Below are 25984 nucleotides of genomic sequence, written 5' to 3' on the forward strand. Positions count from 1 at the left end.
GCGATCGGGTAGGGTGCGCCGTGCGCACCGGCGGTTTGGCCTGGTGCCGAAGCGGGTCCTGAAGTCGGTGCGCACAGCGCACCCTACGGTCCAGACCGGGCGAAAGAGGTCGGCGTTGTGCTCGGTAGTGGATTCGCCCCCTTCCAGGGGGCTACCGCAAGTCCACGTTCTACGAACGTGGTTGTTCACTCGCAAAGGGCGGCAACGCTGCCCCTGTGGATTTCGAAGGGCAGCCCTTCGGACCGCTAAGCGATTGAAATCGCCCCCACAGTCTTGCCCGCCTACGCGCTGACCCAGCGCTGGCGCATCCAGCCGCTCAAGGCATCCACGCCCAACACGAGCACCAGCATGGCGAGGATCACGCTGGAGGCCTGGGCTTCCTGGAACAGGGACAGGCTCATGTAGAGCATCTGTCCGAGACCTCCGGCGCCAACGAAGCCCAGCACGCTGGCCATGCGGATGTTGTTCTCCCAGCGATAGAGCATGTAGGCCACCAGTTGCGGCCAGACCGCCGGCAGGGTGCCGTAGCAGAAGGCCGTGATGCGCCCGCCACCGTTCAGGCGGATGGCTTCGGCCGGTTCCGCCGGAGTGTTTTCCAGGGCTTCGGCGAACAGCCGGCCCAGCACGCCAGCGGTATGCAGGGCCAAGGCCAGGGTGCCGGCGTTCGGGCCGAGGCCCGCGGCCAGCACCATCAACGCCGCCCAGACCAGCTCCGGCACGGCACGCAGGGCGTTGAGCACCAGCCTCGCGCCACCCTGGGCAGCCCCGCCGAAGCGGCCAGCGGCGGGTATGGCGAACGCCATTCCCAGCAGGGCCGCCAGCAGGGTGCCCAGTGCCGACATGGCGAGGGTTTCCAGGGCGCCCCTGCCGATGGCTGCAAGATGCGGGGCAGACAGGTCGGGCTTGAGGAAGCGTGCCGCGTAGCTGCCCATCTGTTGCAGGGCATCGCCACTGACGAGCGCGCCGAGATCGATACCCAGCCCTATAAAGGAGGCGATCACTGCCGCCAGCAGGCTGAGAAGCACCAGGATATTGCCTGGCTTCACGCGAACCTCCCGCGCAGGAAGCGACTGAGCTGGTCGGCCAGCAATACCAGGGCGAGGAAGGTCAGCAGCATGCTGGCCACTTCGCCACCGGCGAACATGCGCATGGACAGGTCCATCTGCTGGCCCAGGCCGCCGGCGCCGACGAAGCCCATCACCACCGAGGCGCGCACCGCGCACTCCCATCGGTATACGGTGTAGGAAATCATCTCCGCCGCAGCAATGGGCAGCACGCCGTAGGCGAAGGCGGACAGGCGCGGGCTACCGGCGGCGAGCAGGGCTCGGGTGGGGCGCGGGTCGACGGATTCGAAGATTTCCGCATAGACCTTGCCGAGCATGCCGCTGTAGGTGATGGCGATGGCCAGCACCCCGGCTGTCGGACCCAGGCCCACGGCGCGGACGAACAGCAGCGCCCAGACGATCTCCGGCACGCTGCGCAGGAAAATCAGCAGCCCGCGCACCGGCCAGCGCAGGGCCTGCGCCCACCAGGCCGGGCGACCACCGCGGTGCAGGGCGGACAGCGACAGCGCACGACTGGCCCAGAGGGAAGCGGGCAGGGCGATCAGCAATGCCAGGCTCATGCCGGCGGTGGCGATGGCCAGGGTTTCCAGGGTGGCGCGGCCCAATAGCAGAAGGAATTCCTCGCCGTGCTCGGGAGGCCAGAAGGCGGAGAGGAACTGCCCCATGGTGCGGGCGTTGCCTTCATCCAGCAGGACGGCCGGGTTCAGCTCGCTCAGCTTCAGGCCGGGCCATAGCAGCGCCAGGGCCAGCAGGGTGAGCAGCAGCCGGGGCAGTGCCGCAGGGTCGCGAGGGGAAGACTTCAGCATCGCGGAATATGCAGTACGGGCGGCGCCACGGGCGGGGAAGACGGTAGGTCGCCGCGCAATTGCTCGTTGGCGTAGAGACTATCCAGATCGGCCTGAGTCACGGCCTCGCGGTGACGGTCAAAGGCGATGCGTCCATCCCGTACGCCGACGATGCGCGGGAAGTGCGCCAGGGCAAGCTCCACTGCGTGCAAGCTGGCGAGCAGGGTGACGCCACGACGGCTGGCATCGGCGCAGAGGACGCCGAGGGTGTGGTCGGCCAGGACTGGGTCCATGGCGGAAACCGGCTCGTCAGCGAGGATCAGTTCCGGCGTCTGGTAGAGCACGCGGGCGATGCCCACCCGCTGCAATTGGCCGCCGGAGAGTTGGTCGCAGCGCTCGAAGAGTTTTTCGGCCAGATCGAGCCGGGCCAGCGCAGCCTGGGCACCGGCTCCGTCCAGTGGATGCAGAAGGCTGAGCAGTCCCTTGGCCAAGGACCATTGGCCGAGCTTGCCGGCCAGCACGGCAGTGACTACCCGCTGGCGTGGTGGAAGCGGCGGGGCCTGGTGGACCAGGCCGATGCGTGCGCGCAGTCGCTTGCGTTCCCGCGCGGAGAGCGACCAGGGCGCTGCGCCGAGCAGCTGGAGCTGCCCGGCTGAGGGCTTCAGGCTGGTTGCCAGCAGGCGCAGCAAGCTGGTCTTGCCGGCACCGGACGGACCGATGATGGCGACCCGTTCGCCGTTGCCGACGTTCAGGTCGATGCCCCTGAGCGCCGGCTGGCCGTTGGCGTGGACCAGGTCCACGCCATGCAGCGACAGGCTCACTTCAAGAGGCCGGCCGAGCGTGCGGCTTCCTCGATGCCCTGGTAGTTCTCGGGCTTGGTCGGAATGAAGCGGCTGGCGGCCTGCAGATCGAGGATCGCCTTGTGCTCCGGGTTGGCCGGGTCGAGGGCGAGGAAGGCCTGCTTGATCTTCTCGGCCAGGGCCGGGTCGAGGGTGCCACGCACGGTCCAGTTGTAGTCGTAGTAGGTCGGGGTGGTGGCGAAGACTTTCACCTTGCCGGTGTCGACCTTGCCGGCGTCCACCAGCTTCTGCCAGACGCTGGCGTTCAGCACGCCGCCGTCCACCTTGCCGGCCTGGACCCAGGCCACGGTGGCGTCGTGGGCGCCGGAGTAGGCGACGCGGGAGAAGAACTGCTCGGGCACGATGCCGTCCTTCTGCATGAAGTAACGCGGCATCAGGCTGCCGGAGGTGGAGGACACCGAACCGAAGGCGAAGGTCTTGCCCTTGAGGTCCTGCAGGGACTTCACCGCCGGGTCGGCGCTGATGAATTTGCTGGTGAACTTCTCGTCCTGCTCACGCTGCACCAGCGGAATGGCGTTGCCGGTCTTCAGGCGGGTCTGGACGAAGGTGAAGCCGCCGAGCCAGGCCATGTCCAGGCGGTCGGCCGCCAGGGATTCGACCACGGCGGCGTAATCGGCCACGGGAACGAACTCCACCTTCATGCCCAGTTGCTGCTCGAGGTAGGCACCGAGCGGCTTGAACTTGCGCAGCAGTTCGGTGGGGGCTTCATCGGGGATGGCCGAAACCTTGAGGACGTCGGCGGCCTGGGAAACAACAGCGGATATGGACAGGGCAATGCCTGCCACAAGGGCGAGAGAGCGTTTGAACATGGGATTCTCCGGTTCAATAGCGGAAAAGGCAGGCGGATTATAGTGAGCGGCAAGGCGCTTGGTAGCTTCATGTTGCGGCCCACACGTTTAAGATGTGCGTTTCGCCAACTGTCTGGAGTCTCGGCATGACCGATTCCCTGCCTTCCATTGCTTTCGCCGGCATCGGCCTGATGGGCCTGCCGATGACCCGCCGCCTGCTGGCTGCAGGTTTTCCGCTGACCGTTTGGAACCGTTCCCCGGAGAAATGCGCGCCGCTGCTGGAGCAGGGTGCCCATCGCGTGAAGACTCCGGCCGAACTCTGTGCCGAGGCGGATATCGTCATGCTCTGCCTGGCCGATACCCGTGTGGTGCGCAAGGTGGTGTTCGGTGAGGGCGGGATAGTCGAAGGCGCGAAACCGGGCCAGTTGCTGGTGGACTTCTCCAGCCTGGAACCGGCGGCCACCCGTGAAATGGCGGCCGAGCTGGAGGCCCGTACCGGCATGCGCTGGATGGATGCCCCGGTATCCGGCGGCACTCCCGGCGCCGAGGCCGGCACGCTGGCGATCATGGCCGGCGGCCATGCAGAGGACGTGGAGCGGGTACGGCCGATCCTCGCCCACCTGGGCCAGCGCCTGACCCGCATGGGCGGGGTTGGGGCCGGCCAGGTGACCAAGGTGTGCAACCAGATGATCGTGGCCTGCAACGCGCTGGTGATTGCCGAAGTGGTGGCCCTGGCGGAAAAGGCCGGTGTGGATGCCAGCCTGATCGCTCCGGCTCTGGCGGGCGGCTTCGCCGACTCCAAGCCCCTGCAGATCCTCGGGCCGCAAATGGCCGAGAGCCGCTTCGAACCCATCAAATGGCACGTGCGCACTCTGTTGAAGGACCTGGATACCGCCGTCCGCCTGTCCCGTGAACACGACTCGGCAACACCGCTCAGCGGCCTGGCTGCGCAGTTGATGCGCCTGCACGGCAGTCAGGGCAATCTGGAACGTGATCCGGCTACTCTGGTGGAAATGTACCGGGAGGATCTCTGATGAAGATCGCCGCCAACCTGTCCCTGTTGTTCACCGACCGCCCGCTGATCGAGCGCGTCATTGCTGCCCGCGTCTCCGGCTTCGATGGCGTCGAGGTGCAGTTTCCCTATGAGTTGCCGGCGATCCGCATGAAGGAAGTGCTGGAGGCCGCCGGCCTGCCGCTGATCCTGTTCAACCTGCCGGCCGGCGACCTGATGGAAGGCGGCCCGGGGCTGGCCGCGGTGCCGGAGCGCCAGGAACAGTTCGACGACGCCCTGGAGCAGGCGCTTGCCTACGCCGCCATGACCCGGCCGCGCTTCGTCAACGTACTGGCCGGGCGTCAGGCCGAGGGTGTCAGCCGCGATCGGGCGCTGGCCTGTCTCGCCGCCAACCTGCGCAAGACCGCCGAAGCCTTCGCCGTGCTGCACATCGGCGTGGTCTGCGAGGCGATCAACCCGCTGGACATGCCGGGCTTCCTGATCAACACCCCGGAGCAACTGGACGTGCTGCTGCGTGATGTCGATCACCCGAACCTGCACGCGCAGTACGACCTCTATCATATGGCCCGCCAGGGCGTGGACGCGGCGGCGGGCATCCGTCTGCTGGCCGGCCGCATTGGCCATGTGCAGTTCGCCGACTGCCCCGGCCGTGGCGAACCGGGCACCGGCAATACCGACTTCGACCCGGCCATGCGTGCCCTGCAGGAAGACGATTACCCCGGCTGGCTGGGCGCCGAATACAAGCCCACCGGCGTGACCGCCGAGACCCTCGGCTGGTTGCCGGAGTGGAAGGCCAGGCTGGCCTGACCCAACGAATACGACGTTTGTAGGGGCGAATTCATTCGCCAAGGGCAGCCTAGCTGCCCCAATGCATTGCAGGGCAGGCCGTTGGCCTGCTTGGCGAATGAATTCGCCCCTACAGGAAACCCAAATGCATTTTGTAGAGACGACGATGACCGACCCCATCCGCCTGACCCAGTACAGCCATGGCGCTGGCTGCGGCTGCAAGATTTCCCCCAAGGTGCTGGAAGTGATCCTTGCCGGTAGCGGCGCCCAGAACCTCGATCCGAAGCTCTGGGTGGGCAACGCCTCCAAGGATGATGCGGCGGTCTATGCGCTGGACGATGAGCGCGGCGTGGTGTCCACCACCGACTTCTTCATGCCGATCGTCGACGATCCCTATGATTTCGGCCGCATCGCCGCCACCAATGCCATCAGCGATATCTACGCCATGGGCGGCGACCCGCTGATGGCCATCGCCATTCTCGGCTGGCCGGTGAACCTGCTGCCGCCGGAGGTGGCCCGCGAAGTGATTCGGGGCGGCCGCTCGGTATGCGATGAGGCGGGCATTCCGCTGGCCGGCGGACACTCCATCGACGCGCCGGAACCGATCTTCGGCTTGGCCGTCACCGGCGTGGTGGACAAGCGCAACATGAAGCGCAACGACACCGCCACCGCCGGCTGCAAGTTGTACCTGACCAAACCGCTGGGGATCGGCATCCTCACCACCGCGGAGAAGAAGGGCAAGCTGCGCGAGGCCGACGTGGGTCTGGCCCGCGACTGGATGTGCACCCTGAACAAGCCCGGCAGCCGTTTCGGCAAGCTGGCGGGGGTCACGGCCATGACTGACGTCACCGGCTTCGGCCTGCTCGGCCACCTGGTGGAAATGGCTGACGGCAGCGGCCTGACCGCCCGCATCGATTACGCCAAGGTGCCCAGCCTGCCCGGTGTCGAGTACTACCTGGAACAGGGCTGCGTGCCCGGCGGCACCCTGCGTAATTTCGACAGCTACGGCCATCGCCTGGCGCCGCTGGCCGAGGTGCAGAAGCTGTTGCTCTGCGACCCGCAGACCAGCGGTGGGCTGCTGGTGGCGGTGACGCCGGAAGGGGAGGCGGAGTTCCTCGCCGTGGCCGAGGAGCTTGGCCTGCAACTGGCGCCGATCGGCCAGCTGCACGAGCGACAGAGTCTCGCGGTAGAGGTGTTCTGATGCGTCCCGATACCTCGAATTACCGCGAAATCTTCCTCAATGACGTACCGATGATGGATGCCCGCGCTCCCGTTGAATTCATCAAGGGCGCCTTCCCGCACACGGTCAACCTGCCGCTGATGAGCGACATCGAGCGGCAGAAAGTGGGTACCTGCTACAAGCAGCAGGGCCAGGACGCCGCCATCGCCCTGGGCCACCAGTTGGTCAGCGGCGCCATCAAGGCTGAGCGCATCGAGGCCTGGGCTGCCTTCGCCCGTGCCAATCCCCAGGGGTATCTCTACTGCTTCCGTGGCGGCCTGCGTTCGCAGCTGGTCCAGCAATGGCTGAAGACCGAAGCCGGCATCGAGTATCCGCGCGTGAAGGGCGGCTACAAGGCGATGCGGACCTTCCTCCTGGAAACTACCCAGCAAGCGGTGGAACAGTGCGAATTCGTGCTGGTCGGCGGCCTGACCGGCACCGGCAAGACCGACGTGATCACCCAGCTGGCCAACAGCCTCGACCTGGAAGGCCATGCCAACCATCGCGGTTCCAGCTTCGGCAAGCGCGCCACGCCGCAGCCGGCGCAGATCGACTTCGAGAACAGCCTCGCCATCGACATCCTGAAGAAGCGTGCTGCCGGCCATGAGCAGTTCGTGTTGGAAGACGAGGGGCGCATCGTCGGCAGCTGTTCCGTGCCGCTGGAGCTTTACCAGGGCATGCAGGACTACCCGCTGGTGTGGCTCGACGACAGTTTTGAAGACCGCGTCGAACGCATCCTGCGCGACTACGTGGTGGACCTGTGTGCCGAGTTCATCGACACCCACGGTGCCGAGCACGGCTTTGCCCGTTTCGCCGCGCGTTTGCGCCAGAGCCTGGCCAATATCGTCAAGCGCCTGGGCGGCGAGCGTCATCAGCGCATGTCGGCCCTGATGGACCAGGCCCTGGCCGAGCAGGAGGCCACCGGCAAGGTGGACTTGCATCGTGCCTGGATCGAAGGGCTGCTGCGGGAGTACTACGACCCCATGTACGCCTTCCAGCGCGAGAGTAAGGCCTCGCGCATCGAGTTCGCCGGGGAACAGGCGGCGGTGCTGGAATACCTGCGTCAGCGTGAGCTGGCGCGCGCCTGAGCGGGCTGGCCGAGCGGGGCCGGGACGCTAGGCAGGGTTCGAGTCAATCGGCCTCAGCGGCCTTACGTTGCTGCTGCCCAGCCCGTGGGAGTGGCGCAGGAAATCCTCGATGACCACCAGCGGCTGGGGACGGCTGAGCAGGTAACCCTGGATGTAGTCGCAGCCGTGGCTGCGCAGGAAGTCCAGTTGCTCACGGGTCTCCACGCCTTCGGCCACCACCTGCAGGTGCAGGGTGTGAGCCATGCCGATGATGGCCTGGACGATCTCCATGTCGGCATGGCTACCGGGAATGTCCATGACGAATGACCGGTCGATTTTCAGGGTGTCCAGTGGCAGGCGCTTGAGGTAGGCGAGGGAGGAATAGCCGGTACCGAAGTCGTCGATAGAGATGCTGACGCCCAGGCCGCGGATGCCCTCCAGCAGGTGCAGGGCCTGGCTGACATTACTCATCAGGGCGTTTTCGGTGACTTCCAGTTCCAGTCGTTGTGGGCGGATGCTGTTTTCCGTCAGGGCATGTTGCACTTCGTCCACCAGGTCGTCACGGCTGAGGTTCAGCGCCGAGCAGTTCACCGCCACGCGCAGGTCTTGGAAACCCTGCGCTGCGAGGCTGGACAGGTCGCGGCAGGCCTGGCGCAGCACCCAGCCATCCAGGTCGGCGATGAAGCCGTTGGCCTCGGCAACGCCGATGAAACGATCCGGCGACAGCAGCCCCAGCTGCGGGTGCTGCCAGCGCACCAGGGCTTCCAGTTTGGTCACCTGGCCGCTGTGCAGGTCGAGGATGGGCTGGTAGTTGAGGAACAGCCCCTCGTCCTCGGCCAGCGCCAGGCGCAGCTCTTCTTCCAGTTGCAGTTCAAAGGTGGCCTTGTTCTTCAGGTGGCGGCTGAAGAAATGCAGGTTATTGCGTCCGCTGCTCTTGGCCTGGTAGAGCGCGAGGTCGGCGTGTTTGAGCAGCTCCTCGCAGGTTTCGCCATCGTCGGGGTAGAGGCTGATGCCGATGCTGGTGGTCATGGTGACATTGCGCCCGGCCAGGGTGATGGGCTCCTTCATGCGCTGCATGATGCGCTGGGACAGGGCCTTGGCTTCGGTCAGGTTGCCCAGGCTGGCGAGCACGCAGAACTCGTCACCTCCCAGGCGCGCAATCACGTCGTCGCGGCGCAGGACACTTTGTACCCGGTCGGCTACTACCTTGAGCAGTTCGTCACCGGCGTCGTGGCCCAGGTTGTCGTTAATGCGTTTGAAGTGGTCCACGTCCAGGAACATCACCGCCAGCGACTGCTTGAGCTGGGCGTGGACGAGCAGCTTTTCCGCAAAGAACTCATTGAAGGCGCGGCGATTGGGCAGGTTGGTCAGTGCGTCGTAATGGGCGACGTTCTGCAGCTTCACCTTCACCTGTTCCAGCTCCCGCAACAGATTGCTGACGTGCTGCAGGTCGCGCTCCTTGCGTTGCAATTTCTTGTCGGCCCAGGCCACACCCAGGGCGGACAACAGCACCATGCCGGCAATCACCGCCAGGCTTGAGCCGAGTTGTACGGCATTGTCGGCGTGGTCCAGTTGCAGTTCGGTGCCGACCGGCACCACCAGTTGCAGGGCCAGCATCCCGGTGAAATGCATGGCGCAGATGGCAGCGCCCATGGCCAGGCTGGCGGGAATCTTCAACAGCTGGTGGCCTTCGTCGTGGTCGCGGAAAAAGGTGGAAAGGAGCATGGCGGCCAGGCTGGCGGCGATGGCAACGCCCACCGAGACCGCGACCATGCCGGGGTGGTAGTACTGGGTAGCCGCCGAGCGGATGGCGGCCATGCCGCAGTAGTGCATCAGGGTGATGCCCAAGCCCACGGCGAGGGCCGCGATGACATAGTGTCGGGGCTCCAGCTTGGCCCGCCCGAGGGTGTACATACCCACCAGCGAGGCGGCGACCACGATCATCAGGGAAAGGGCGGTCGTGGGGATGTCGTAATCGATGCTGACTGGCGCCTCGAAAGCCAGCATGGCGATGAAGTGCATCGCCCAGATTCCGCCACCCAGGCAACAGGCGCCGAGCCAGCTCCACCATCGCCGGGTTTCCGACTGTTGCGCATGGGCCACCCGTTCGGCCATGTCGAAGGCGCAGTAGCCAGCTCCCGAAGCCACCAGGAAGGCCAGCAGCACCAGCCAGCTGTTATGGGTGCAAGCCAGCAGAATCTGGCCGTCCGCAGGGAGTTCGGTACCGAAACGCAGGCCCAGCCAATCCATAGATAATTTCCCATGCAGGCGGTTCGAGTTCACGGAAAGAGGTCTGATGGCACAGTGCTGTCAGTTTAGTCAGCGTAGGGGGTCTTTTTTGGTACTAAGGTACCTTGGCGCTGAACGGTCGCCGACGTTGGATAGCTGGCAGGGGAGGGCTCCCATTACCGCAGCATCGGGTTACATAAATCACACGAATTTTCGCAGACAGCTGTCAGCAGGAGGCTCTAGATTGCTGCATCGACCCCGGCTTGCGGTTACCCGGGCGCCTGACAACAACAACGAGACCGACACATGCAGCAATCTCCTCAAGCGGCCAATGCCTGGCGCGTGCTCTTCCTGCTTTTCCTGGCGAACCTGTTCAACTTCTTCGATCGGACCATTCCGGCCATCATCATCGAGCCGGTTCGTCACGAGTGGAGCCTCTCCGACTTCCAGCTTGGCCTGATCGGCACCGCCTTTACCCTGGTCTATGCCGTTGCCGGCGTGCCGCTGGGACGTATGGCCGATACCGGCGCGCGCAGGAAAATCATGGGTTGGGGCCTGGCGGTCTGGAGCGGGCTGACGGCGGTGAATGGCCTGGCCTGGAACTTCTGGAGCTTTCTCCTGGTGCGCATGGGCGTGGGCATTGGCGAGGCCAGCTACGCACCAGCGGCCAACTCGCTGATCGGTGATCTCTTCCCCGCCCACAAGCGCGCCCGCGCCATGGGCATCTTCATGCTCGGCCTGCCGCTGGGGCTGGTACTGGCCTTCTTCACCATCGGCGCCATGGTCAAGGCCTTCGACAGCTGGCGCGCTCCGTTCTTCATCGCCGCTGTGCCGGGCCTGATCCTGGCCATCTTCATGTTCTTCATCAAGGAACCGGCTCGCGGTGCCGCCGAGGTGGTGAAGGTTTCCAGCGCAGTTCCGGTGGATAAGCCGCTGCGCCGGGTGCTGGCTATCCGCACCTTCTGGTGGCTGACCGTGGCCGGCCTGACCTACAACTTCGCCACCTACGCCACCAACTCCTTCATGGTGCCGATGCTGCAGCGCTACTTCCTGATGCCCCTGGAGCAGGCGGCCATCTCAACCGGGATCATCACCGGCCTGACCGGTCTCGTGGGGCTGACCCTGGGTGGCTGGGTGGCGGACAAGGTGCACCAGAAGTCCGAGCGTGGCCGCCTGTTGTTCGCCGCCTTCAGCATGGCGGTTGCGGCCGTTTGCACCGGTTACGCGCTGATGGCGGGACGTATCGAGATCGGCCTGTTCGTCGGCGTGTTCAGCCTGGGCTGGCTGTTTGCCTACAACTTCTACACCTGCGTCTACACCGCCATTCAGGACGTGGTGGAGCCGCGCCTGCGGGCCACCGCCATGGCGCTGTACTTCGCCGGCCTTTACCTGCTTGGCGGCGGCCTCGGCCCGGTCGTGGTGGGCTTGCTGTCGGACCACTATTCCCAAGTGGCGATGCTGGCGGCTGGTGCCAGCGAAATGAACGAAACCTTCAAGGCCGTGGGCCTGCACAATGCCATGTACCTGGTGCCGGCGGCGCTCACCCTGACCATGCTGGCGTTGTTCCAGGCCGCTCGTTGCTTCGTGCGCGATGCGGCGAACATGCGCCAGGGAATGGTGGCTGCCGCGGCCTGATAACGGCCCGGAAAGCAAGAAGGCCCGCATCGCTGCGGGCCTTCTTTTTTGGAGGGGCGGCTGATGGCTGATCAGCCCGCCACCAGCACCCGGATCGACTCCAGACGCAGGGCCGCCTTGTCCAGCAGTTGCAGACCTTCGTCACGCTGATGACGAACGGCTTCCAGCTCGCTGTCGCGCACGGTTGGGTTCACCGCTTGGAGGGCAGTGAGGCGGGCCAGCTCTTCGTCCAGCTCGGCCTTCAGGCGGCGCTGGGCTTCGGCCACACGTTCGGCATGGCGCGGGGCGATCTTGGCTTCGCCAGCGTTGATCTGCACCGCGAGCACATCGCGCTGGGCCTGGACGAACTTGTTGGCGCTGCCGCGCGGCACGCTTTCCAGCTGGTCATTGAGGGTGTCGAAGGCCACCTTCGCCGCCAGGTCGTTGCCGTTGGCGTCCAGCAGGCAGCGCAGGGCCTTGGGCGGCAGGAAGCGGCTGAGCTGCAGGGCGCGGGGAGCAACCGCTTCGCTGACATAGATCAGTTCCAGCAGCACGGTGCCGGGCTTGAGTGCCTTGTTCTTGATCAGCGCCACGGAGGTGTTGCCCATGGAGCCGGAGAGCACCAGGTCCATGCCGCCCTGCACCATGGGGTGCTCCCAGGTGAGGAACTGCATGTCCTCGCGGGATAGTGCCTGGTTGCGGTCGTATGTGACGGTCACGCCTTCGTCGTCGCCCAGGGGGAAGCCGGCGTCGAGCATCTTCTCGCCGGGCTTGAGTACCAGGGCGTTCTCGGAGTGGTCTTCGCTGTCGATGCCGAAGGCTTCGAACAGGGATTCCATATAGATAGGCAGGGCGAACTGGTCGTCGATCTCGAGGATGTCCTCCACCAGGCGCTCGCCCTCGCCGGCGCCGCCGGAGTTGAGTTCCAGCAGGCGGTCACGGCCGTTGTGCATTTCGCCTTCCAGGCGCTTGCGCTCGGCTTCGGCCTCATCCACCAGGGCGTCCCAGTCCTTGTCGTCGCCACCTTCGAGCATGGGCAGCAGGCGCGGGCCGAACTTGTGCTGGATCGCGCTGCCGGTGGGGCAGGTGGCGAGGAAGGCGTTCAACGCCTGGTTGTACCACTGGAACAGGCGCTCCTGCGGACTGGTTTCCAGGTAAGGCACGTGCAGCTGGATGGTGTGCTTCTGGCCGATACGGTCGAGGCGGCCGATGCGCTGTTCCAGCAGGTCCGGGTGGGCCGGCAGGTCGAACAGCACCAGGTGGTGGGCGAACTGGAAGTTGCGGCCTTCGGAGCCGATTTCCGAACAGATCAGCACCTGGGCGCCGAATTCCTCGTCGGCGAAGTAGGCGGCGGCGCGGTCGCGCTCGAGGATGCTCATGCCTTCGTGGAACACGGTGGCGGGAATGCCGGAGCGCACGCGCAGGGCGTCTTCCAGGTCCAGGGCGGTTTCCGCGTGGGCGCAGATCACCAGAACCTTGAACTTCTTCAGCATCTTCAGGGTGTCGATCAGCCACTCGACGCGCGGGTCGAAGCGCCACCAGCGTTCGGATTCGTCGCCGCTGTCTTGTTGCGCCTGGAAGCTGACCTCCGGGTAGAGGTCAGGATGCTCGCCGATCGGCAGCTCCATGTATTCCACCGGGTTGGGCAGCGCGTAGGGGTGCAACTGGCGCTCAGGGAAACCCTGCACGGCGGCACGGGTGTTGCGGAACAGCACGCGGCCGGTGCCGTGGCGGTCCAGCAGCTCGCGTACCAGGCGCGGCGAGGCTTCTTCATCGCCCTCGGCAAGGGCCTTGAGCAGGCTTTCGCCCTCATCGCCGAGGAAGCCCTTGATGGTGGCTTCGGCCTTTGCGCTCAGGCGGCCCTGGTCCAGCAGTTCCTGGACGGCCTCGGCCACGGGGCGGTAGTTGGCGCTTTCGGCGCGGAAGGCGTCCAGGTCGTGGAAGCGGTTCGGGTCCAGCAGGCGCAGGCGCGCGAAGTGGCTTTCCAGGCCCAACTGCTCCGGGGTCGCGGTGAGCAGCAGCACGCCGGGGATGACTTCGGCCAGTTGCTCCACCAGGCGGTATTCGGGGCTGGCCTGTTCCGGGTGCCAGACCAGGTGGTGGGCTTCGTCGACCACCAGCAGGTCCCAGCCGGCGGCGAAGGCAGCATCCTGGGCGCGCTCGCTGCTCTTCAGCCATTCCAGGGAAACCAGGGCCAGCTGAGTGTCCTCGAAGGGGTTGCTGGCATCGCTTTCGGCGAAGCGCTCGGCATCGTACAGGGCAACCTGCAGGTTGAAGCGGCGGCGCATTTCGACCAGCCACTGGTGCTGTAGGTTTTCCGGGACCAGGATCAGCACGCGGTTGGCGCGACCGGAAATGAGCTGGCGATGGATGACCAGGCCGGCCTCGATGGTCTTGCCCAGGCCCACTTCGTCGGCCAGCAGAACGCGCGGCGCAACGCGGTCGGCCACTTCACGGGCGATGTGCAGCTGGTGGGCGATGGGCTGCGCGCGGGCGCCGGAGAGACCCCAGAGGGACGACTGCAGCAGGCGCGAGCGGTGCTCCAGGGTGTGGTAGCGCAGGGCGAACCACTTGTGCGGGTCGATCTGGCCGGCGAACAGGCGGTCGTTGGCCAGACGGAACTGGATGAAGTTGTTCAGCTGGGTTTCCGGGAGGATGCGGCGCTCGTTCTGGGCGGTGATGCCGTGATAGATGAGCAGGCCGTCGACATCCTCGACTTCCTGGACGTTGAGTTTCCAGCCGTCGAAGTGGGTGATCTCGTCGCCGGGGGCGAAGCGCACGCGGGTCAGGGGAGCATTGCGCAGCGCGTACTGGCGGGTGTCGCCAGTGGCCGGGTAGAGCACGGTGAGCAGGCGGCCATCCGACGTCAGGATGGTCCCGAGCCCCAGCTCCGCTTCGCTGTCACTGATCCAGCGTTGCCCCGGTTGATACTGCTGCGCCATGCCTGTCTCCCTGAGATGAAAAAAGCCGCGTATGTTAACGGAACAGCGGGCGCAGGGCGACGCCGGATACGGGCCGTATGTCCGCAAAAGTGTAGCGAGCGCTGGTAAAGAAGCGGCGAAGGCGGCCGACAGACTGACCAAAGGAGGGCGTCACCATGCTGCCACCCATTCCGCAGAGCCTGGTCCCGGTCACGGCCCAACAGGACGTGGTCAAGCCGCGCCCCGACATTCCACCGGTAACACCGATGCAGGAGAGCGCGCAGGAGAGTGCCGTGGGCCTGGACAAGCGCCATCCCCAGGAAGCTGAGGAACTGTTGCGCGAAGAGCAGCGCCGCCGCCAACGACGTGGCTATACCCCGCAGGAGCTGGCGACGGGCGAGGTGGCCGAAGAAGACCAGTCGGTGCTGGAGGAGCTGCCGCGACAGGGCCTGTGGGTGGATGTGGAAGTCTGACGCGCGCAGAATGAGCCATCTTCTTTCCTGAAGCCGATACCGGTGGACCTGTTCGACGATATCCCCTTCCAGCTGCCCGACGCCGAATTGCGCTACGAGCCGCACTTCCTGTCGAGGGATGAGGCTAGCGACTGGTTCGCGAGGCTGGTGGCCGAAACGCCCTGGGAACAACCCGAGGTCTATTTGCACGGCCGCTATTACCCGGTGCCGCGTCTGGTGGCCTGGTACGGCGATCCCGAGGCCAGCTACCGTTATTCCGGCCTGACCCACCAGCCCTTGCCCTGGACGCCGTTGCTGGCGGAAATCCGCGCGCGGCTGGTGGATGCGACAGGCCAACCTCTCAATGGCGTGTTGCTCAACTACTACCGCGACGGCCAGGATTCCATGGGCTGGCACAGCGACGACGAGCCCGAGCTGGGGCGCAATCCCCTGGTGGCCTCGCTGAATCTGGGTGGCACCCGTCGTTTCGACCTGCGGCGCAAGGGCGGCAGCCGCATCGAGCACTCTCTGGAACTGGGACATGGCGCGCTACTGGTCATGAGCGGGCCGACGCAGCATCATTGGCAGCACCAGGTGGCGAAGACCCGTACCCCTTGCGCCCCCCGGCTCAACCTCACATTCCGCTGGATCCGCTGATGAGCAATGACGACAACCTGATCGACTTCGGCGCCGAGCGCGACAAGCGCATCCATGACGTCCACGAGAAGCGCCTGAACGACATGCGCAAGGCCTTCGAGCAAGCCATGCCCTTGTCCAAGGGCAAGAAAGGCAAGAAGCCGAAGAAGCGCTGAGCTTCTTTCGAGTCGCCCTGATACCGCTCCGGTAGGGTGCGCCGCGCGCACCGGCGGTTAGACGTGGCGCCGAAGCTGATGCTCATGCCGGTGCGCATAGCGCACCCTACGATCTAGACCGAGCTAAAGAACTCGGCTTCGCTCCCACAAGCCCTCCATTCCGCGACTTCGATCCCCTCGAAAATTGACTTGGATCAGTCTCCGGCAAGGCTGTTTGCGGGGGCTCGTAGCCTATTGATCCACGTCAATTTTCCCTTCCTGCCGTGCGGGTAACTTGAACCCATCGAAGCAACAACGCCACAACGCAGGAGGCAGATCATGTTCATCGATACAGTCGTTCTCGCCGGTATAGGCACCGTCGGTCTCATGGTCGCTTTCTTCGCCGGTGTTGGTTACTTCATCTGGAAAGACTCCCACAAACGCAATTCGCGTTGAGTCACTCTGGGTTTACAGGCACGCAAGGCACCTCGGGCGACTTCGGTCGCCCATTTTTTTGTTCCCGCTTTTCTTCCTTCCCGGCCCGCGCCAGACTGGCGCAATGCCAATCCAGACCCTTTCCCGCCTAGACGATCTCGACCCGCAGCACTGGGACGCCCTGCTGCCGGACGACCAACCGTTCCTGCGTCATGCCTTTCTATCCACCCTGGAGGAAAGCGGTAGCGTGGGTGGCCGCAGTGGCTGGCATCCGGCCCATCACCTGCTCCGAGGGGCGAATGGCGAGCTCAAGGCCGCCATGCCGGCCTATCTGAAAAGTCATTCCTACGGCGAGTACGTGTTCGATTGGGCGTGGGCCGATGCTTGCCAACGTGCAGGCATTCCTTACTACCCCAAACTGCTGGCGGCAGTGCCTTTCACTCCGGTGGGCGGAGCGCGGTTGCTGGCGGTGGATGATGCTGCGGCAAGCGAGCTGCTCGATGCGGCGGTGGCCGACGCGGCTGCCGACGACCTGTCCGGGCTGCATATCAATTTCACCGATGCCTTCGCCGACCACCATTTGCGTCACCGCGACGGCTGGCTGGAGCGCCTCGGCTGCCAGTTCCACTGGCGCAATCACGGTTATCGGGATTTCCAGGACTTCCTCGACGCCTTGAGTTCGCGCAAGCGCAAGCAGATCCGCAAGGAGCGCGAGCAGGTGGCGGGGCAGGGGATCGAGTTCCAGTGGCGCAGTGGCCAGGAACTGGATGAGGCGGACTGGGATTTTGTCTATTCGTGCTACGCCAACACCTATCGTGTGCGCGGACAGGCGCCTTACCTCACGCGCAGCTTCTTCAGCCTGCTGGCCGAGCGGATGCCGGAGGCGATTCGCGTGGTACTGGCGTTGCAGCACGGCCGGCCGGTGGCCATGGCGTTTTCGCTACAGGGCGGTGACACCCTTTACGGGCGTTACTGGGGGTGTCTGGCGGAGTTCGACAGGCTGCATTTCGAAACCTGTTTCTACCAGGGTATCGACCAGGCCATCGCAGCGGGACTCCAGCGTTTCGATGCCGGGGCCCAGGGCGAGCACAAGTTGATACGGGGATTTGAGCCGGTGATCACCCGCTCCTGGCACTGGCTGTCCCATCCCGGCTTGCGGGCTGCGGTGGACGACTTCCTGGTGCAGGAGCGGGGTGGGGTGCTGGCCTACGCAGAAGAAGCGCGTGGCCTGCTGCCCTACCGGCGGGATTGATCAGCCGATCTGAGCGGGGTCAGCGGAGATGTCAGTCCCGCTGTCGGGGGATACGTCGACCTGGCTGACGAGGGTGCCGTCAGCGGTAGTGCCACCCCATTCGAGGAAGCGGAGCTTGTGCACTTCGCCCTCGCTGTCTTCGTAGACGAGGGTGACCGGCACTACGCCTGTCTTCTGGGAGGTGTCGGTGCGGTGCAGCACCTTCTGGATGTCGACTTCCATTCCGTAGTGATAGTCCACGGGCTGCAGGGCGGCACCGTGGTTCTGGTTCTGAATGCCATCCTGGGCGAATACGCTGGGCGCGAGGCTAGAGAGCAGGGCGCTTACAACCGAGGCCATTTTCATAAGGCTTGTATTCCTCTGTTGGGTTTCGCTTACAAGGGACTCCATCTGACCCGCTGAGCATTTTTAGTTCAACCGCCCTCCTCGGCGAGCCTCGGTTTGGGTGTTTTTTAACCAGCTGCAATCGCCCGAGCTTGAGGTGTTGCGACCGTTTGTCGCAGGTGGTGAATTTTTTTATCTACTGGCCTTTCTGGGCGTTAATTCCACCCCGACCAAACCGTTTATCTGGTGATTTCACCTGGGTAAGGTGCACCGCTCATTCCAGGGCACGAAGTCGGGGGCGCATGGTGCGCCCTACCGTCTGTCAGGTACCGCACAGCTCAGCTGTTGCTGGTATGGCTGCCCCATTCCAGGAAGCGGACCTTGTGCAGTTCGCCCTGGCTGTCCTCGTAGACCATGGTGACGGGAACCACGCCCGCGCGCTGGCTGGCGTCGGTGCGATACAGGACACGCTGAACGTCCAGTTCCATGCCGTAGTGGTAATCGACTGCCGGGATGCCGGCCCCGATATCCCGCTGGTATTCGTGGGCGAACACGCTGGGGGCGAGGCTGGCGAGCACGGCGCTGACGGCGGATGCGATTTTCATGGGCTGATCCTCTCTGGGTCCGTTGATGGTTTCAGGTGAAACCGGATACGGGCTCCATATGACCAGCCGGGCGCGCCGGGTTGAAATCAATGCGCCTTGTAATGGAGATCAGCCGCGTCGATGCAGGGACGCGGCCCGGGATCAATCCACACCGACGAAACCACCTGTCTGGTGCTGCCAGAGGCGCGCGTAGAGGCCGCCGTATTCCAGCAGTTCCCCGTGGGTGCCGCTCTCCACGATCCGGCCCTTGTCGAGTACCACCAGGCGATCCATGCGGGCGATAGTGGAGAGGCGGTGAGCGATGGCGATTACCGTCTTGCCACGCATGAGGGTTTCCAGGCTTTCCTGGATCGCCGCTTCTACTTCCGAGTCCAGCGCGGACGTCGCTTCATCCAGGATCAGAATGGGGGCGTCCTTGAGCAGGACGCGGGCGATGGCGATGCGCTGGCGCTGGCCGCCGGAGAGCTTCACCCCGCGTTCGCCGACATGGGCGTCGAAACCGCGCCGCCCGCTGGCATCGGAAAGCAGGGGGACGAACTCGCTTGCACGGGCCTTGCGTACCGCCTCCAGCAGTTCCGCGTCGCTGGCACCGGGGCGGCCGTAGAGCAGGTTGTCGCGGATGGATCGGTGCAGCAGCGAGGTGTCCTGGGTGACCATGCCGATCCGGGCGCGCAGGCTTTCCTGGGTTACTCGGGCAATGTCCTGGCCATCGATCAGGATGCGTCCGCCCTCCAGGTCGTAGAGCCGCAACAGCAGGTTGACCAGGGTCGACTTGCCGGCACCGGACGGCCCCACCAGGCCGATCTTCTCGCCGGGGCGCACCACAAGGTCGAGGCCTTCGATCACGCCGCTGCCTTTGCCGTAGTGGAAGCTGACGCGCTCGAAACGCACCTCGCCCTGGTTCACCTTCAAGGGCTGGGCGTCCGGGTTGTCGACGACCTGGCGCGGTACCGAAATGGTCTGCATGCCGTCCTGGACCTGGCCGATGTTGTCGAAGATGCCGGTGACCACCCACATGATCCAGCCGGACATGTTGATGATGCGGATCACCAGGCCGGTGGCCAGCGCAATGGCGCCGACGCTGATCAGGCCCTGGTTCCACAACCAGAGCGCCAGGCCGCAGGTGGTAACGATCAGCAGGCCGCCCATGGTGGTGATGGTGGCGTCCATGGCGGTGATCACCCGCGCGGTCATCCGGGTCTTGTGGGTCTGCTCGTTGATGGCTTCGCGGGCGTAGTCCTCTTCCTGGCGGGTGTGCGCGAAGAGTTTGAGCGTGGTGATGTTGGTGTAGCCGTCGACGATGCGCCCCATCAGCTTCGAGCGGGCATCGGAAGATTCCACCGAACGCTGCTTCACCTTGGGGACGAAGTACATGATTGCGAAGAGGTAACCGGCGATCCAGAGCGCCAGCGGCAGCATCAGGCGCCAGTCCGCTTCGGCGAACAGCACCAGGGAGCTGACGGCGTAGATCAGCACATGCCAGAGGGCGTCCACAGCCTGCACTGCGGAATCGCGCAGCGAGTTGCCGGTCTGCATGATGCGCTGGGCGATGCGCCCGGCGAAGTCGTTCTGGAAGAAACCCAGGCTCTGCTTGAGCACGTAGCGGTGGTTCTGCCAGCGGATCAGGTTGGTGAGACTGGGGTTGATGGTCTGGTGGACCAGCAGGTCGTGCAGGCTGTTGAACAGTGGCCGCAGGATCAGCGCCACGATTGCCATCCACAGCAGTTCGGTACCGTGTCGCTGGAACACTTCGCCGCTGGGGGTGGCTTGCGCCAGGTCGACGATGCGGCCGAGGAAGCTGAACAGCGCCACTTCGATCAGCGCGACGATCAGCCCCACCAGCAGCAGGGCGCTGAACACCGGCCACACCTGGCGCAGGTAGTAGACGTAGAAGCGCACCACACTGCGCGGGGGCATTTCATCAGGCGCCTGACGAAAGACGTCGATCAGGCGCTCGAAGCGTTTGAACAACATAACGAGTCCATCCGAAAGTGAAGCGGTCGGCCCGGGCGTCCTGCCCGGGCTGAATAAATCAGAGCCGCTTGGCGGAGAGGATCACCACCGGCTGCAACGGAACATTCTGGTACATCCCGCGATTGCCGGTGGGGACGTTGGCGATCTGGTCGACCACATCCATGCCACGCACGACCTTGCCGAACACCGCGTAGCCGAAGTCCCGGCTGCCGTGGTCGAGGAAAGCGTTGTCGTTGTGGTTGATGAAGAACTGGCTGGTAGCCGAGTTCACCGCCTGGGTGCGCGCCATGGCCAGGGTGCCACGCAGGTTGCGCAGGCCATTGTCCGCTTCGTTCTTGATCGGGTCGCGGGTTTCCTTCTGGCTCATATCGGTGTCGAACCCACCGCCCTGGATCATGAATCCGGGAATCACGCGATGGAACACGGTGCCGTTGTAGAAGCCGGCGTCCACGTAATCGAGGAAGTTCTTCACACTGGCCGGCGCCTTGTCGGCTTCCAGTTCCACCTCAATTTCCCCGGCGCTGGTGGTCAGCAGCACATGGGGCTTGTCGGCGGCCAGGAGGTTGACGGAGAAGAGCAGGGCGCAGGCGCCCAGGACGAGTTTCTTCAGCATGGTTTTGGGTCCTTGTTGCGCTCCACTTCGGCCAGGAAGTCAAGCAGGGTGGCGTTGAATCGTTCGGGTTGATCCAGCGGTGTGGCGTGACGGGAATTCTCGATGACCACCAGCCGCGCGTTCGGTAGCTCCTTCACGTAGGCCTCTTTCTCGGAGACCGGTGTGTAGTCGCGGTCGGCGGTGATCACCAGGGTCGGGCTCTGGATACGCTGCAGGTGATCGCGTACGCCCCAGCCAATGATGGCGTCCAGTGAGGAGAGGTAGGCGCGCTTGTCGTTCTGCGGCCAGCGCTCCTCGATCTTGCTGCGCAGGTCGCCCTGTTCGGGCAGCGGGAACAGCAGGCGGCCAAGGGCCTTGGCGATGCTGTCGAGGCTGAGCAGGCGCGAAAGAGTCCAGCGCTTGGCGATTTCCAGGTAGTCCTTCGGTGAACGGGGCTTCACCTCGGGACCGCTGTTGACGATGGTCAGACTGCGTAGCAACTCCGGGCGATCGACGCCAAGCTGGAAGCCGATCATGCCGCCCATGCTGATACCCACCAGATGCACATCGACCAACCCCAGGTGCTCGATCAGCGCCGCCACGTCTTCGGCGAATGCGGCGATGCTGTAGCGCTCCTGGGGTTTGTCGGAGCGGCCGTGGCCACGCACATCGATGACGATGACGCGGTAATGGGCGGCGAGGGCGGGGATCTGGTACTCCCAGTCGCGGGTGCTGGAGCCCAGGCCGTGCACCAGCAGCACCGGCATGCCGCGGCCGTAGTCCTCGTAGTGCAGCTGGCAACCATCATTCTCGAAATAGGACACGAGCGGCCTCCTGTCAGGCGCTGGGGAGCGGTGCGGCGAATGGCGCATCCAGCGGCGCCGAGTCGAAGGTTTTGATCAGTTCGACCAGGATCTGTGACGCCGGACCCAGGGCCTTGTCCTTGTTGGCATACAGATAGAAGGAGGGATGGCGGCTGCCGCCCTGTTCCAGTGGCAGCGGCTTGAGCTGGCCATCCTTGAGTTCCCGCTCGATCAAGTGACGCGGCAGCCAGGCAAAGCCGAGACCGCTGCTGACGAAGTTGGCGGCGGTGGACAGGCTGCCCACCGTCCAGCGTTGCTCCGCGCCTAGCCAGCCGACATTGCGTGGCTGGGTTCGGCCGGTATCGCGGATCACCACCTGCAACTGGCTTTCCAGGTCCTGGAAGTTGATCTGGCGCTGCAGGCGATGCAGGGGATGATCGGGGTGGGCAACGGCGACGAACTCCACCGAGCAGAGCCCGGCACCCAGGTAGCCCTGGATGTCCAGGCCGGTGATGGCGAGGTCTGCGGAGCCTTCCAGCAACACTTCCTCGACGCCGGAGAGCACTTCCTCGCGCAGGCGCACGCGGCATCCGCGGCTTTGCGGCATGAAGGCGGAGAGGGCGCGTACCAGGCGGGCATTGGGGTAGGCCGCGTCCACCACCAGGCGTACCTCGGCTTCCCAGCCCTGTTCCATGTGGTGGGCCAGCTCTTCGAGCTGGCTGGCCTGCTTGACCAGTTGGCGCGAGCGGCGCAGCAGCACTTCACCGGCTTCGGTCAGCACCGCCTTGCGTCCTTCGATGCGCAGCAGGGGAACACCCAACTGCTCCTGCATGCGCGCGACCGTATAGCTGACCGAGGATTGCGAACGATGGGTCGCTTCCGCCGCCTGGGCGAAGCCGCCGTGATCCACCACGGCCTGCAGGGTCCGCCACTGGTCCAGGGTTACGCGCGGGGCTTTCATGCGGTGCTGCTCCTCTAGCTGCTCATGCCGGCAGATCGTGTGTGCCCATGGCGCTGATTCCGCCTGTGGCGCTCTGTTAAGCTGGCGCTCTCTGCACTGGAGATCGCCCATGAAGAAACTCTGCTGTGCCCTTTTCGCCCTGCTGCCGACCCTGGCCTTCGCATACCCCATTGAGGTGGAGAAGCAGTACAACGGCGCCGAGATCGTCTACGACACCACCGATATTGCAAACAACATGGCCGCCATCAATATCCAGAACGTTGGTGGAACCGCAGCGGAGTGCAAGGCAGTGTTCGTCAACGGACCTGAAACCCCCAAGGTGCGCAAGGCCGTGATCGAAAGTGGCAAGAGCGCCTACGTGACGGCCAATTTCACCCGTGCAGTGATCAAGCTGCGGATCAAGCTGACGTGCAACCCCAAGTAGTCAGAGCCAGGATTCGGGCACAGCAACCAGCCTAGTGCCCCTTCTTATACAAATCAACTTTCTTGATATTTTTCGGCGGATATTTACGCTTTTTTATCGATTCGTGACGAAATAATCTGCGCCCCATCGACGCAATCAACCCCCGATGGAGGTAGCCCAAATGTCCCGCGTACTCGTCATCGAAAGCAGCGCCCGCCAGCAAGGTTCCGTTTCCCGCCAGCTCACCCAGGACTTCATCGCCAAGTGGCAAGCCGCCCACCCGGCCGATGAGATCACCGTTCGCGACCTCGCCACCGAGCAGGTTCCGCACCTGGACGCCGACCTCCTGGGTGGCTGGATGAAGCCCGCCGACCAGCAGAGCGAAAGCGAAAAAGCCGCCCTGCAACGCTCCAACCTGCTGACCGAAGAACTGCTGGCTGCCGACGTATTGGTGATGGCTGCCCCCATGTACAACTTCGCCATCCCCAGCACCCTGAAATCCTGGCTGGACCACGTGCTGCGCGCCGGCGTCACCTTCAAGTACACCGAAACCGGTCCGAAGGGCCTGCTCACTGGCAAGCGCGCTTTTGTCCTGACCGCTCGCGGCGGCATCTACTCCGGCAGTCCGCTGGACCATCAGGAGCCCTACCTGCGCCAGGCCATGGGCTTCATCGGCATCCATGACGTGACCTTCATTCATGCCGAAGGCCTGAACTTGGGCAACGAATTCCAGGAGAAGGGCCTGGCATCCGCCAAGGCTCAACTCGCCCAGGTCGCCTGATCCGCTGCTCCGCTCCTCGCTCCTCCAGGTGCGCCATGGCTCCTTGAGCGCACCCTCCCTGCCCGGCCTTATTCAGGTCGGGCTTTTTTATGGGCGACGAGAAAGTGAGGCCGATGTCCTCTTTGGTGAATGAATTCGCCCCTACAGGGAAATGCCCATGCTGAACGCCGGCACGGAGAGCTCCCTAGAGGGTCGGGGTGAGGGGGCGCCGTTCGTTGTTCGGACCTAAGCCATGCCGTTTTCAACAATGCGGGCGACGGCCCTGCCCGGATGGTCAGATTCCCGCCTTGTTAATCTTCCGCTCGCGGCAAGGAAGGCGTATGTTCGCCGGCTGCTTTGCGAGGCCCTGATGATGTCGTCCCATTCCCTCTTCCACGTGCAGAGACGGTCATGAAGCTGTCCGGTCGTGGTGTCTCGCTGTCCCTGACGGCGTCCGTCCTGTTTGCCCTGATGCCCGGTTACGTGCGCGAACTAGCGCCGCTGGATGGCTTGCAGGTATTTGCCCAACGGGTGCTCTGGTCGATCCCGGCGGTGCTCCTGCTGTTGATGCTGACCCGCCAATGGCCCGCCTTCATCGCCGTGCTCGGTCGACTGAAGCGCGAGCCATTGCTCCTGGCTTCCCTGCCCATTGCGGCGGTGCTGATCGGCCTGCAATGGGGGCTGTTCCTCTGGGCTCCCCTGCAGGGGCGGATGCTGGAGGTGTCCCTCGGCTACTTCCTGCTGCCCCTGGCGATGGTGGTGGCGGGACGGGTGTTCTACGCCGAGCGCCTGCGGCCGTTGCAGCTGGTGGCGGTGCTCTGCGCCCTGGCCGGCGTGCTGCACGAGCTCTGGCTGACCCGTGCTTTCTCCTGGCTGACCCTCGTCACCGCCCTGGGCTATCCGCCTTACTTCATGCTGCGACGCTGGATGAAGCTGGATGCGTTGTCCGGCTTCATCCTGGAAATGGCGGTGCTGGCGCCCCTGGCCATCTGGCTGATCGCGAGCTTCTCGCCGCCGGGTGCGTTCAGCCAGGCGCCGCAACTCTGGTGGCTGATTCCCGGCCTGGGGCTGCTGGGCACCCTGGCATTCGCGGCCATGATGGCGTCCAGCCGGCTGCTGCCCCTGGGGTTGTTCGGGATTCTCAGCTACGTGGAACCGGTGCTGCTGTTCGCGGTGGCGGTGGTATTCCTGGGCGAGCCCTTCAACCCTGCCCAGCTCTGGACCTACCTGCCGATCTGGCTGGCTGTGCTGCTGATTGGCGGGGACAGCGCGATGCTGTTGCGCAGGCAGGCCCGCAAGGGTTTCTGAACAGGGTCGCTCAGCGACCCGCCAGGGCGTGCAGTACGTGGTCGCGCAGCAGCGGGGCCAGGTTTTCCGGGTGGGGCTGACCGGGCTCCAGCCAGGCCAGTTCTTCCAGCTCGGCCGCCGCTTCCACGGCATGGGGCAGGCGGGCGATGAAGATATCGGCGTCCACCCAGGTATCCGCCTCGTTGGCGGCCGGCGCGCGGAAGCGGCCCAGCGGCGTCAGGGCTGACGCTTCCAGGCGCAGCTGGAGTTCTTCCCAGAGTTCGCGTTGCAGGGCCTGAAGCGGGCTCTCGTCAGCCTCGCGCTTTCCGCCGGGCAGCATCAGCGCGCGGGTGCCGCGTTTGCGCACCAGCAGCAGGCGATCTTGCGGGTCAAGCAGGCAGGCGGCGGCGATATTCAGGGTGGTCATGGTGTCTCGGCTTCGGGCAGGAGTTGGTAGTGCAGCTGCACCACTCCGGTGGGAAAGCTGCGCTGCTCGCGAAACTGGAGGCGGTGTTCGAGGCCGGTGGCGAACATCGGGATACCGGCGCCCAGGAGGTGGGGAATGAGGCTGACCACCAGTTCATCGAGCAGCCCGGCAGAGTAGCAGGTCCCGGCCAGCGAACCACCCCCGACCAGCCACACGCGCTTGCAGCCGGCAGCGGCCAGTTGTTCGAGGGCCTGGGCCGGTGTGTCGTGGCTGATCTGTACGTCCGGGCTGGTTTGCAGTGGTTCGTTGCGGGTCAGCACGAGGCAGGGTTTGCCGGGATACGGCCATTCGCCGCCGAACGCCAGGATGCTCTCGTAGGTCATCCGCCCCATCAGCAGGCCGTCGATGCTGGCGTAGAAGGCCTGGTAGCCATGATCGTCGCCCGACTCCTCGATGGGCTTCAGCCAGTCGACGCGGCCGTCGGGACGGGCGATGTAGCCGTCGAGGCTAACGGCGACGTAGTAGATCAGGGCTGGACGCATGGCGGAGCTCCTGGAAAGGGTGCGAAGAGCG

At 64.7% G+C, this 25984-nt stretch carries 27 protein-coding genes; 13 read left to right on the top strand and 14 right to left on the bottom strand.

Translation table 11 applies throughout. From position 1 onward, the window contains the following. Positions 1-281: 281 nt before the first annotated feature. From phnE to E8E91_RS26360, 4 genes are read right to left on the bottom strand one after another with little or no spacing between them, the layout of a single operon-like run. Complete coding sequence (gene phnE / locus E8E91_RS26345) at positions 282-1046, bottom strand: phosphonate ABC transporter, permease protein PhnE (protein ID WP_280379964.1); 765 nt, start codon at positions 1044-1046, stop codon at positions 282-284. Further along, on the bottom strand, positions 1043-1870 hold the full coding sequence (locus E8E91_RS26350; protein ID WP_280379966.1) for an ABC transporter permease: 828 nt from the start codon (positions 1868-1870) through the stop codon (positions 1043-1045). The genes phnE and E8E91_RS26350 overlap by 4 nt, the downstream gene beginning before the upstream one ends. Continuing rightward, the gene (locus E8E91_RS26355; RefSeq protein WP_280379968.1) at positions 1864-2670 is read right to left on the bottom strand and encodes an ATP-binding cassette domain-containing protein; all 807 of its coding nucleotides are present in this window, start codon (positions 2668-2670) and stop codon (positions 1864-1866) included. Before E8E91_RS26355 ends, E8E91_RS26350 begins: the two co-directional genes overlap by 7 nt. Beyond that, positions 2667-3518, bottom strand: coding sequence for a putative selenate ABC transporter substrate-binding protein (locus E8E91_RS26360; RefSeq protein ID WP_280379970.1), 852 nt, complete (start codon positions 3516-3518; stop codon positions 2667-2669). Before E8E91_RS26360 ends, E8E91_RS26355 begins: the two co-directional genes overlap by 4 nt. Before the next feature lie 125 nt (positions 3519-3643). Here E8E91_RS26360 and E8E91_RS26365 point away from each other — a divergent pair, with 125 nt between their 5' ends. The 4 genes from E8E91_RS26365 (at position 3644) to mnmH (ending at position 7602) form a co-directional block, all read left to right on the top strand. After that, positions 3644-4531 (top strand): NAD(P)-dependent oxidoreductase, encoded by an 888-nt coding sequence (locus E8E91_RS26365; RefSeq protein WP_280379972.1) that lies wholly within the window; start codon positions 3644-3646, stop codon positions 4529-4531. Continuing rightward, positions 4531-5316 carry a TIM barrel protein gene (locus E8E91_RS26370; RefSeq protein WP_280379974.1) on the top strand — a complete coding sequence of 262 codons (786 nt, stop codon included), beginning with the start codon at positions 4531-4533 and terminating at the stop codon, positions 5314-5316. The genes E8E91_RS26365 and E8E91_RS26370 overlap by 1 nt, the downstream gene beginning before the upstream one ends. Before the next feature lie 145 nt (positions 5317-5461). After that, positions 5462-6496: a selenide, water dikinase SelD gene (gene selD / locus E8E91_RS26375; RefSeq protein ID WP_280379976.1), complete on the top strand. Its 1035-nt coding sequence runs from the start codon at positions 5462-5464 to the stop codon at positions 6494-6496. After that, positions 6496-7602, top strand: coding sequence for a tRNA 2-selenouridine(34) synthase MnmH (mnmH, locus tag E8E91_RS26380; RefSeq protein WP_280379978.1), 1107 nt, complete (start codon positions 6496-6498; stop codon positions 7600-7602). Before selD ends, mnmH begins: the two co-directional genes overlap by 1 nt. A gap of 27 nt (positions 7603-7629) precedes the next feature. Here mnmH and E8E91_RS26385 read toward each other — a convergent pair whose 3' ends face one another. Beyond that, entirely contained in the window at positions 7630-9831 is a 2202-nt protein-coding gene (locus tag E8E91_RS26385) for a bifunctional diguanylate cyclase/phosphodiesterase (RefSeq protein WP_280379980.1), read from the bottom strand. A gap of 285 nt (positions 9832-10116) precedes the next feature. Between E8E91_RS26385 and E8E91_RS26390 the strand changes: the two genes are divergently transcribed. Then, a complete protein-coding gene (locus E8E91_RS26390; RefSeq protein WP_280379981.1) occupies positions 10117-11445 on the top strand; it encodes an MFS transporter in 1329 nt (442 codons plus the stop codon). A gap of 71 nt (positions 11446-11516) precedes the next feature. Here the strand turns inward: E8E91_RS26390 and rapA are convergent, their stop codons facing one another. After that, positions 11517-14366, bottom strand: a complete 2850-nt coding sequence (gene rapA, locus E8E91_RS26395; RefSeq protein ID WP_280379983.1) for an RNA polymerase-associated protein RapA — start codon at positions 14364-14366, stop codon at positions 11517-11519. 155 nt (positions 14367-14521) lie between these two features. Between rapA and E8E91_RS26400 the strand changes: the two genes are divergently transcribed. The 5 genes from E8E91_RS26400 (at position 14522) to E8E91_RS26420 (ending at position 17275) form a co-directional block, all read left to right on the top strand. Next, entirely contained in the window at positions 14522-14818 is a 297-nt protein-coding gene (locus E8E91_RS26400) for an aspartate-semialdehyde dehydrogenase (protein WP_151132488.1), read from the top strand. A gap of 42 nt (positions 14819-14860) precedes the next feature. Further along, on the top strand, positions 14861-15454 hold the full coding sequence (locus tag E8E91_RS26405) for an alpha-ketoglutarate-dependent dioxygenase AlkB (protein WP_280379985.1): 594 nt from the start codon (positions 14861-14863) through the stop codon (positions 15452-15454). Then, the gene (locus E8E91_RS26410) at positions 15454-15609 is read left to right on the top strand and encodes a hypothetical protein (protein WP_178119283.1); all 156 of its coding nucleotides are present in this window, start codon (positions 15454-15456) and stop codon (positions 15607-15609) included. Before E8E91_RS26405 ends, E8E91_RS26410 begins: the two co-directional genes overlap by 1 nt. 318 nt (positions 15610-15927) lie before the next feature. Next, positions 15928-16044 carry a cytochrome c oxidase subunit CcoM gene (gene ccoM, locus E8E91_RS26415; protein WP_280178739.1) on the top strand — a complete coding sequence of 39 codons (117 nt, stop codon included), beginning with the start codon at positions 15928-15930 and terminating at the stop codon, positions 16042-16044. A 103-nt stretch (positions 16045-16147) separates the two neighbouring features. Next, positions 16148-17275, top strand: coding sequence for a GNAT family N-acetyltransferase (locus E8E91_RS26420; RefSeq protein ID WP_280379987.1), 1128 nt, complete (start codon positions 16148-16150; stop codon positions 17273-17275). On the opposite strand, the gene E8E91_RS26425 is transcribed toward E8E91_RS26420, so the two are convergent. The 6 genes from E8E91_RS26425 to E8E91_RS26450 form a co-directional block, all read right to left on the bottom strand. Next, the gene (locus tag E8E91_RS26425) at positions 17276-17620 is read right to left on the bottom strand and encodes a DUF2790 domain-containing protein (protein ID WP_280379988.1); all 345 of its coding nucleotides are present in this window, start codon (positions 17618-17620) and stop codon (positions 17276-17278) included. 317 nt (positions 17621-17937) lie between these two features. After that, positions 17938-18204, bottom strand: a complete 267-nt coding sequence (locus E8E91_RS26430) for a DUF2790 domain-containing protein (RefSeq protein WP_280363073.1) — start codon at positions 18202-18204, stop codon at positions 17938-17940. Positions 18205-18345: 141 nt separating this feature from the next. Continuing rightward, positions 18346-20178 (bottom strand): ABC transporter ATP-binding protein, encoded by a 1833-nt coding sequence (locus E8E91_RS26435; protein WP_280379990.1) that lies wholly within the window; start codon positions 20176-20178, stop codon positions 18346-18348. Between the two features lie 58 nt (positions 20179-20236). Next, positions 20237-20791: a peptidylprolyl isomerase gene (locus E8E91_RS26440; protein WP_190832824.1), complete on the bottom strand. Its 555-nt coding sequence runs from the start codon at positions 20789-20791 to the stop codon at positions 20237-20239. Continuing rightward, on the bottom strand, positions 20785-21594 hold the full coding sequence (locus E8E91_RS26445; RefSeq protein WP_280379992.1) for an alpha/beta hydrolase: 810 nt from the start codon (positions 21592-21594) through the stop codon (positions 20785-20787). Before E8E91_RS26445 ends, E8E91_RS26440 begins: the two co-directional genes overlap by 7 nt. A 13-nt stretch (positions 21595-21607) precedes the next feature. Beyond that, positions 21608-22534, bottom strand: coding sequence for a LysR family transcriptional regulator (locus tag E8E91_RS26450; protein WP_280379994.1), 927 nt, complete (start codon positions 22532-22534; stop codon positions 21608-21610). A gap of 109 nt (positions 22535-22643) precedes the next feature. Between E8E91_RS26450 and E8E91_RS26455 the strand changes: the two genes are divergently transcribed. The 3 genes from E8E91_RS26455 (at position 22644) to rarD (ending at position 25005) form a co-directional block, all read left to right on the top strand. Further along, positions 22644-22958 (top strand): 3-phosphoglycerate kinase, encoded by a 315-nt coding sequence (locus E8E91_RS26455; protein ID WP_280363083.1) that lies wholly within the window; start codon positions 22644-22646, stop codon positions 22956-22958. Positions 22959-23118: 160 nt separating this feature from the next. Next, positions 23119-23718 carry an FMN-dependent NADH-azoreductase gene (locus E8E91_RS26460; protein WP_280379996.1) on the top strand — a complete coding sequence of 200 codons (600 nt, stop codon included), beginning with the start codon at positions 23119-23121 and terminating at the stop codon, positions 23716-23718. Between the two features lie 390 nt (positions 23719-24108). After that, entirely contained in the window at positions 24109-25005 is an 897-nt protein-coding gene (rarD, locus tag E8E91_RS26465; protein ID WP_280379998.1) for an EamA family transporter RarD, read from the top strand. Positions 25006-25015: 10 nt separating this feature from the next. Here the strand turns inward: rarD and E8E91_RS26470 are convergent, their stop codons facing one another. Both E8E91_RS26470 and E8E91_RS26475 read right to left on the bottom strand, forming a co-directional pair. Next, positions 25016-25411 (bottom strand): NUDIX domain-containing protein, encoded by a 396-nt coding sequence (locus E8E91_RS26470; protein ID WP_280380000.1) that lies wholly within the window; start codon positions 25409-25411, stop codon positions 25016-25018. Continuing rightward, positions 25408-25953, bottom strand: coding sequence for a dihydrofolate reductase family protein (locus E8E91_RS26475; protein ID WP_280380001.1), 546 nt, complete (start codon positions 25951-25953; stop codon positions 25408-25410). The genes E8E91_RS26470 and E8E91_RS26475 overlap by 4 nt, the downstream gene beginning before the upstream one ends. Positions 25954-25984 lie beyond the last annotated feature (31 nt).

It is taken from the genome of Pseudomonas sp. BN515 (assembly GCF_029873155.1).
Lineage (GTDB): Bacteria > Pseudomonadota > Gammaproteobacteria > Pseudomonadales > Pseudomonadaceae > Metapseudomonas.

Excerpts from the sequence above, each read along its gene's own strand:
- E8E91_RS26360 (WP_280379970.1), bottom strand. The coding sequence starts at position 3,518 with ATGTTCAAACGCTCTCTCGCCCTTGTGGCAGGCATTGCCCTGTCCATA.
- E8E91_RS26430 (WP_280363073.1), bottom strand. The coding sequence starts at position 18,204 with ATGAAAATCGCATCCGCCGTCAGCGCCGTGCTCGCCAGCCTCGCCCCC.
- E8E91_RS26440 (WP_190832824.1), bottom strand. The coding sequence starts at position 20,791 with ATGCTGAAGAAACTCGTCCTGGGCGCCTGCGCCCTGCTCTTCTCCGTC.
- E8E91_RS26410 (WP_178119283.1), top strand. The coding sequence starts at position 15,454 with ATGAGCAATGACGACAACCTGATCGACTTCGGCGCCGAGCGCGACAAG.
- E8E91_RS26460 (WP_280379996.1), top strand. The coding sequence starts at position 23,119 with ATGTCCCGCGTACTCGTCATCGAAAGCAGCGCCCGCCAGCAAGGTTCC.
- E8E91_RS26400 (WP_151132488.1), top strand. The coding sequence starts at position 14,522 with ATGCTGCCACCCATTCCGCAGAGCCTGGTCCCGGTCACGGCCCAACAG.
- ccoM (WP_280178739.1), top strand. The coding sequence starts at position 15,928 with ATGTTCATCGATACAGTCGTTCTCGCCGGTATAGGCACCGTCGGTCTC.
- selD (WP_280379976.1), top strand. The coding sequence starts at position 5,462 with ATGACCGACCCCATCCGCCTGACCCAGTACAGCCATGGCGCTGGCTGC.
- rarD (WP_280379998.1), top strand. The coding sequence starts at position 24,109 with ATGAAGCTGTCCGGTCGTGGTGTCTCGCTGTCCCTGACGGCGTCCGTC.
- E8E91_RS26470 (WP_280380000.1), bottom strand. The coding sequence starts at position 25,411 with ATGACCACCCTGAATATCGCCGCCGCCTGCCTGCTTGACCCGCAAGAT.
- E8E91_RS26450 (WP_280379994.1), bottom strand. The coding sequence starts at position 22,534 with ATGAAAGCCCCGCGCGTAACCCTGGACCAGTGGCGGACCCTGCAGGCC.
- E8E91_RS26370 (WP_280379974.1), top strand. The coding sequence starts at position 4,531 with ATGAAGATCGCCGCCAACCTGTCCCTGTTGTTCACCGACCGCCCGCTG.
- rapA (WP_280379983.1), bottom strand. The coding sequence starts at position 14,366 with ATGGCGCAGCAGTATCAACCGGGGCAACGCTGGATCAGTGACAGCGAA.
- E8E91_RS26455 (WP_280363083.1), top strand. The coding sequence starts at position 22,644 with ATGAAGAAACTCTGCTGTGCCCTTTTCGCCCTGCTGCCGACCCTGGCC.
- E8E91_RS26475 (WP_280380001.1), bottom strand. The coding sequence starts at position 25,953 with ATGCGTCCAGCCCTGATCTACTACGTCGCCGTTAGCCTCGACGGCTAC.
- E8E91_RS26420 (WP_280379987.1), top strand. The coding sequence starts at position 16,148 with ATGCCAATCCAGACCCTTTCCCGCCTAGACGATCTCGACCCGCAGCAC.
- mnmH (WP_280379978.1), top strand. The coding sequence starts at position 6,496 with ATGCGTCCCGATACCTCGAATTACCGCGAAATCTTCCTCAATGACGTA.
- E8E91_RS26350 (WP_280379966.1), bottom strand. The coding sequence starts at position 1,870 with ATGCTGAAGTCTTCCCCTCGCGACCCTGCGGCACTGCCCCGGCTGCTG.
- E8E91_RS26385 (WP_280379980.1), bottom strand. The coding sequence starts at position 9,831 with ATGGATTGGCTGGGCCTGCGTTTCGGTACCGAACTCCCTGCGGACGGC.
- E8E91_RS26425 (WP_280379988.1), bottom strand. The coding sequence starts at position 17,620 with ATGAAAATGGCCTCGGTTGTAAGCGCCCTGCTCTCTAGCCTCGCGCCC.
- E8E91_RS26435 (WP_280379990.1), bottom strand. The coding sequence starts at position 20,178 with ATGTTGTTCAAACGCTTCGAGCGCCTGATCGACGTCTTTCGTCAGGCG.
- E8E91_RS26390 (WP_280379981.1), top strand. The coding sequence starts at position 10,117 with ATGCAGCAATCTCCTCAAGCGGCCAATGCCTGGCGCGTGCTCTTCCTG.
- E8E91_RS26365 (WP_280379972.1), top strand. The coding sequence starts at position 3,644 with ATGACCGATTCCCTGCCTTCCATTGCTTTCGCCGGCATCGGCCTGATG.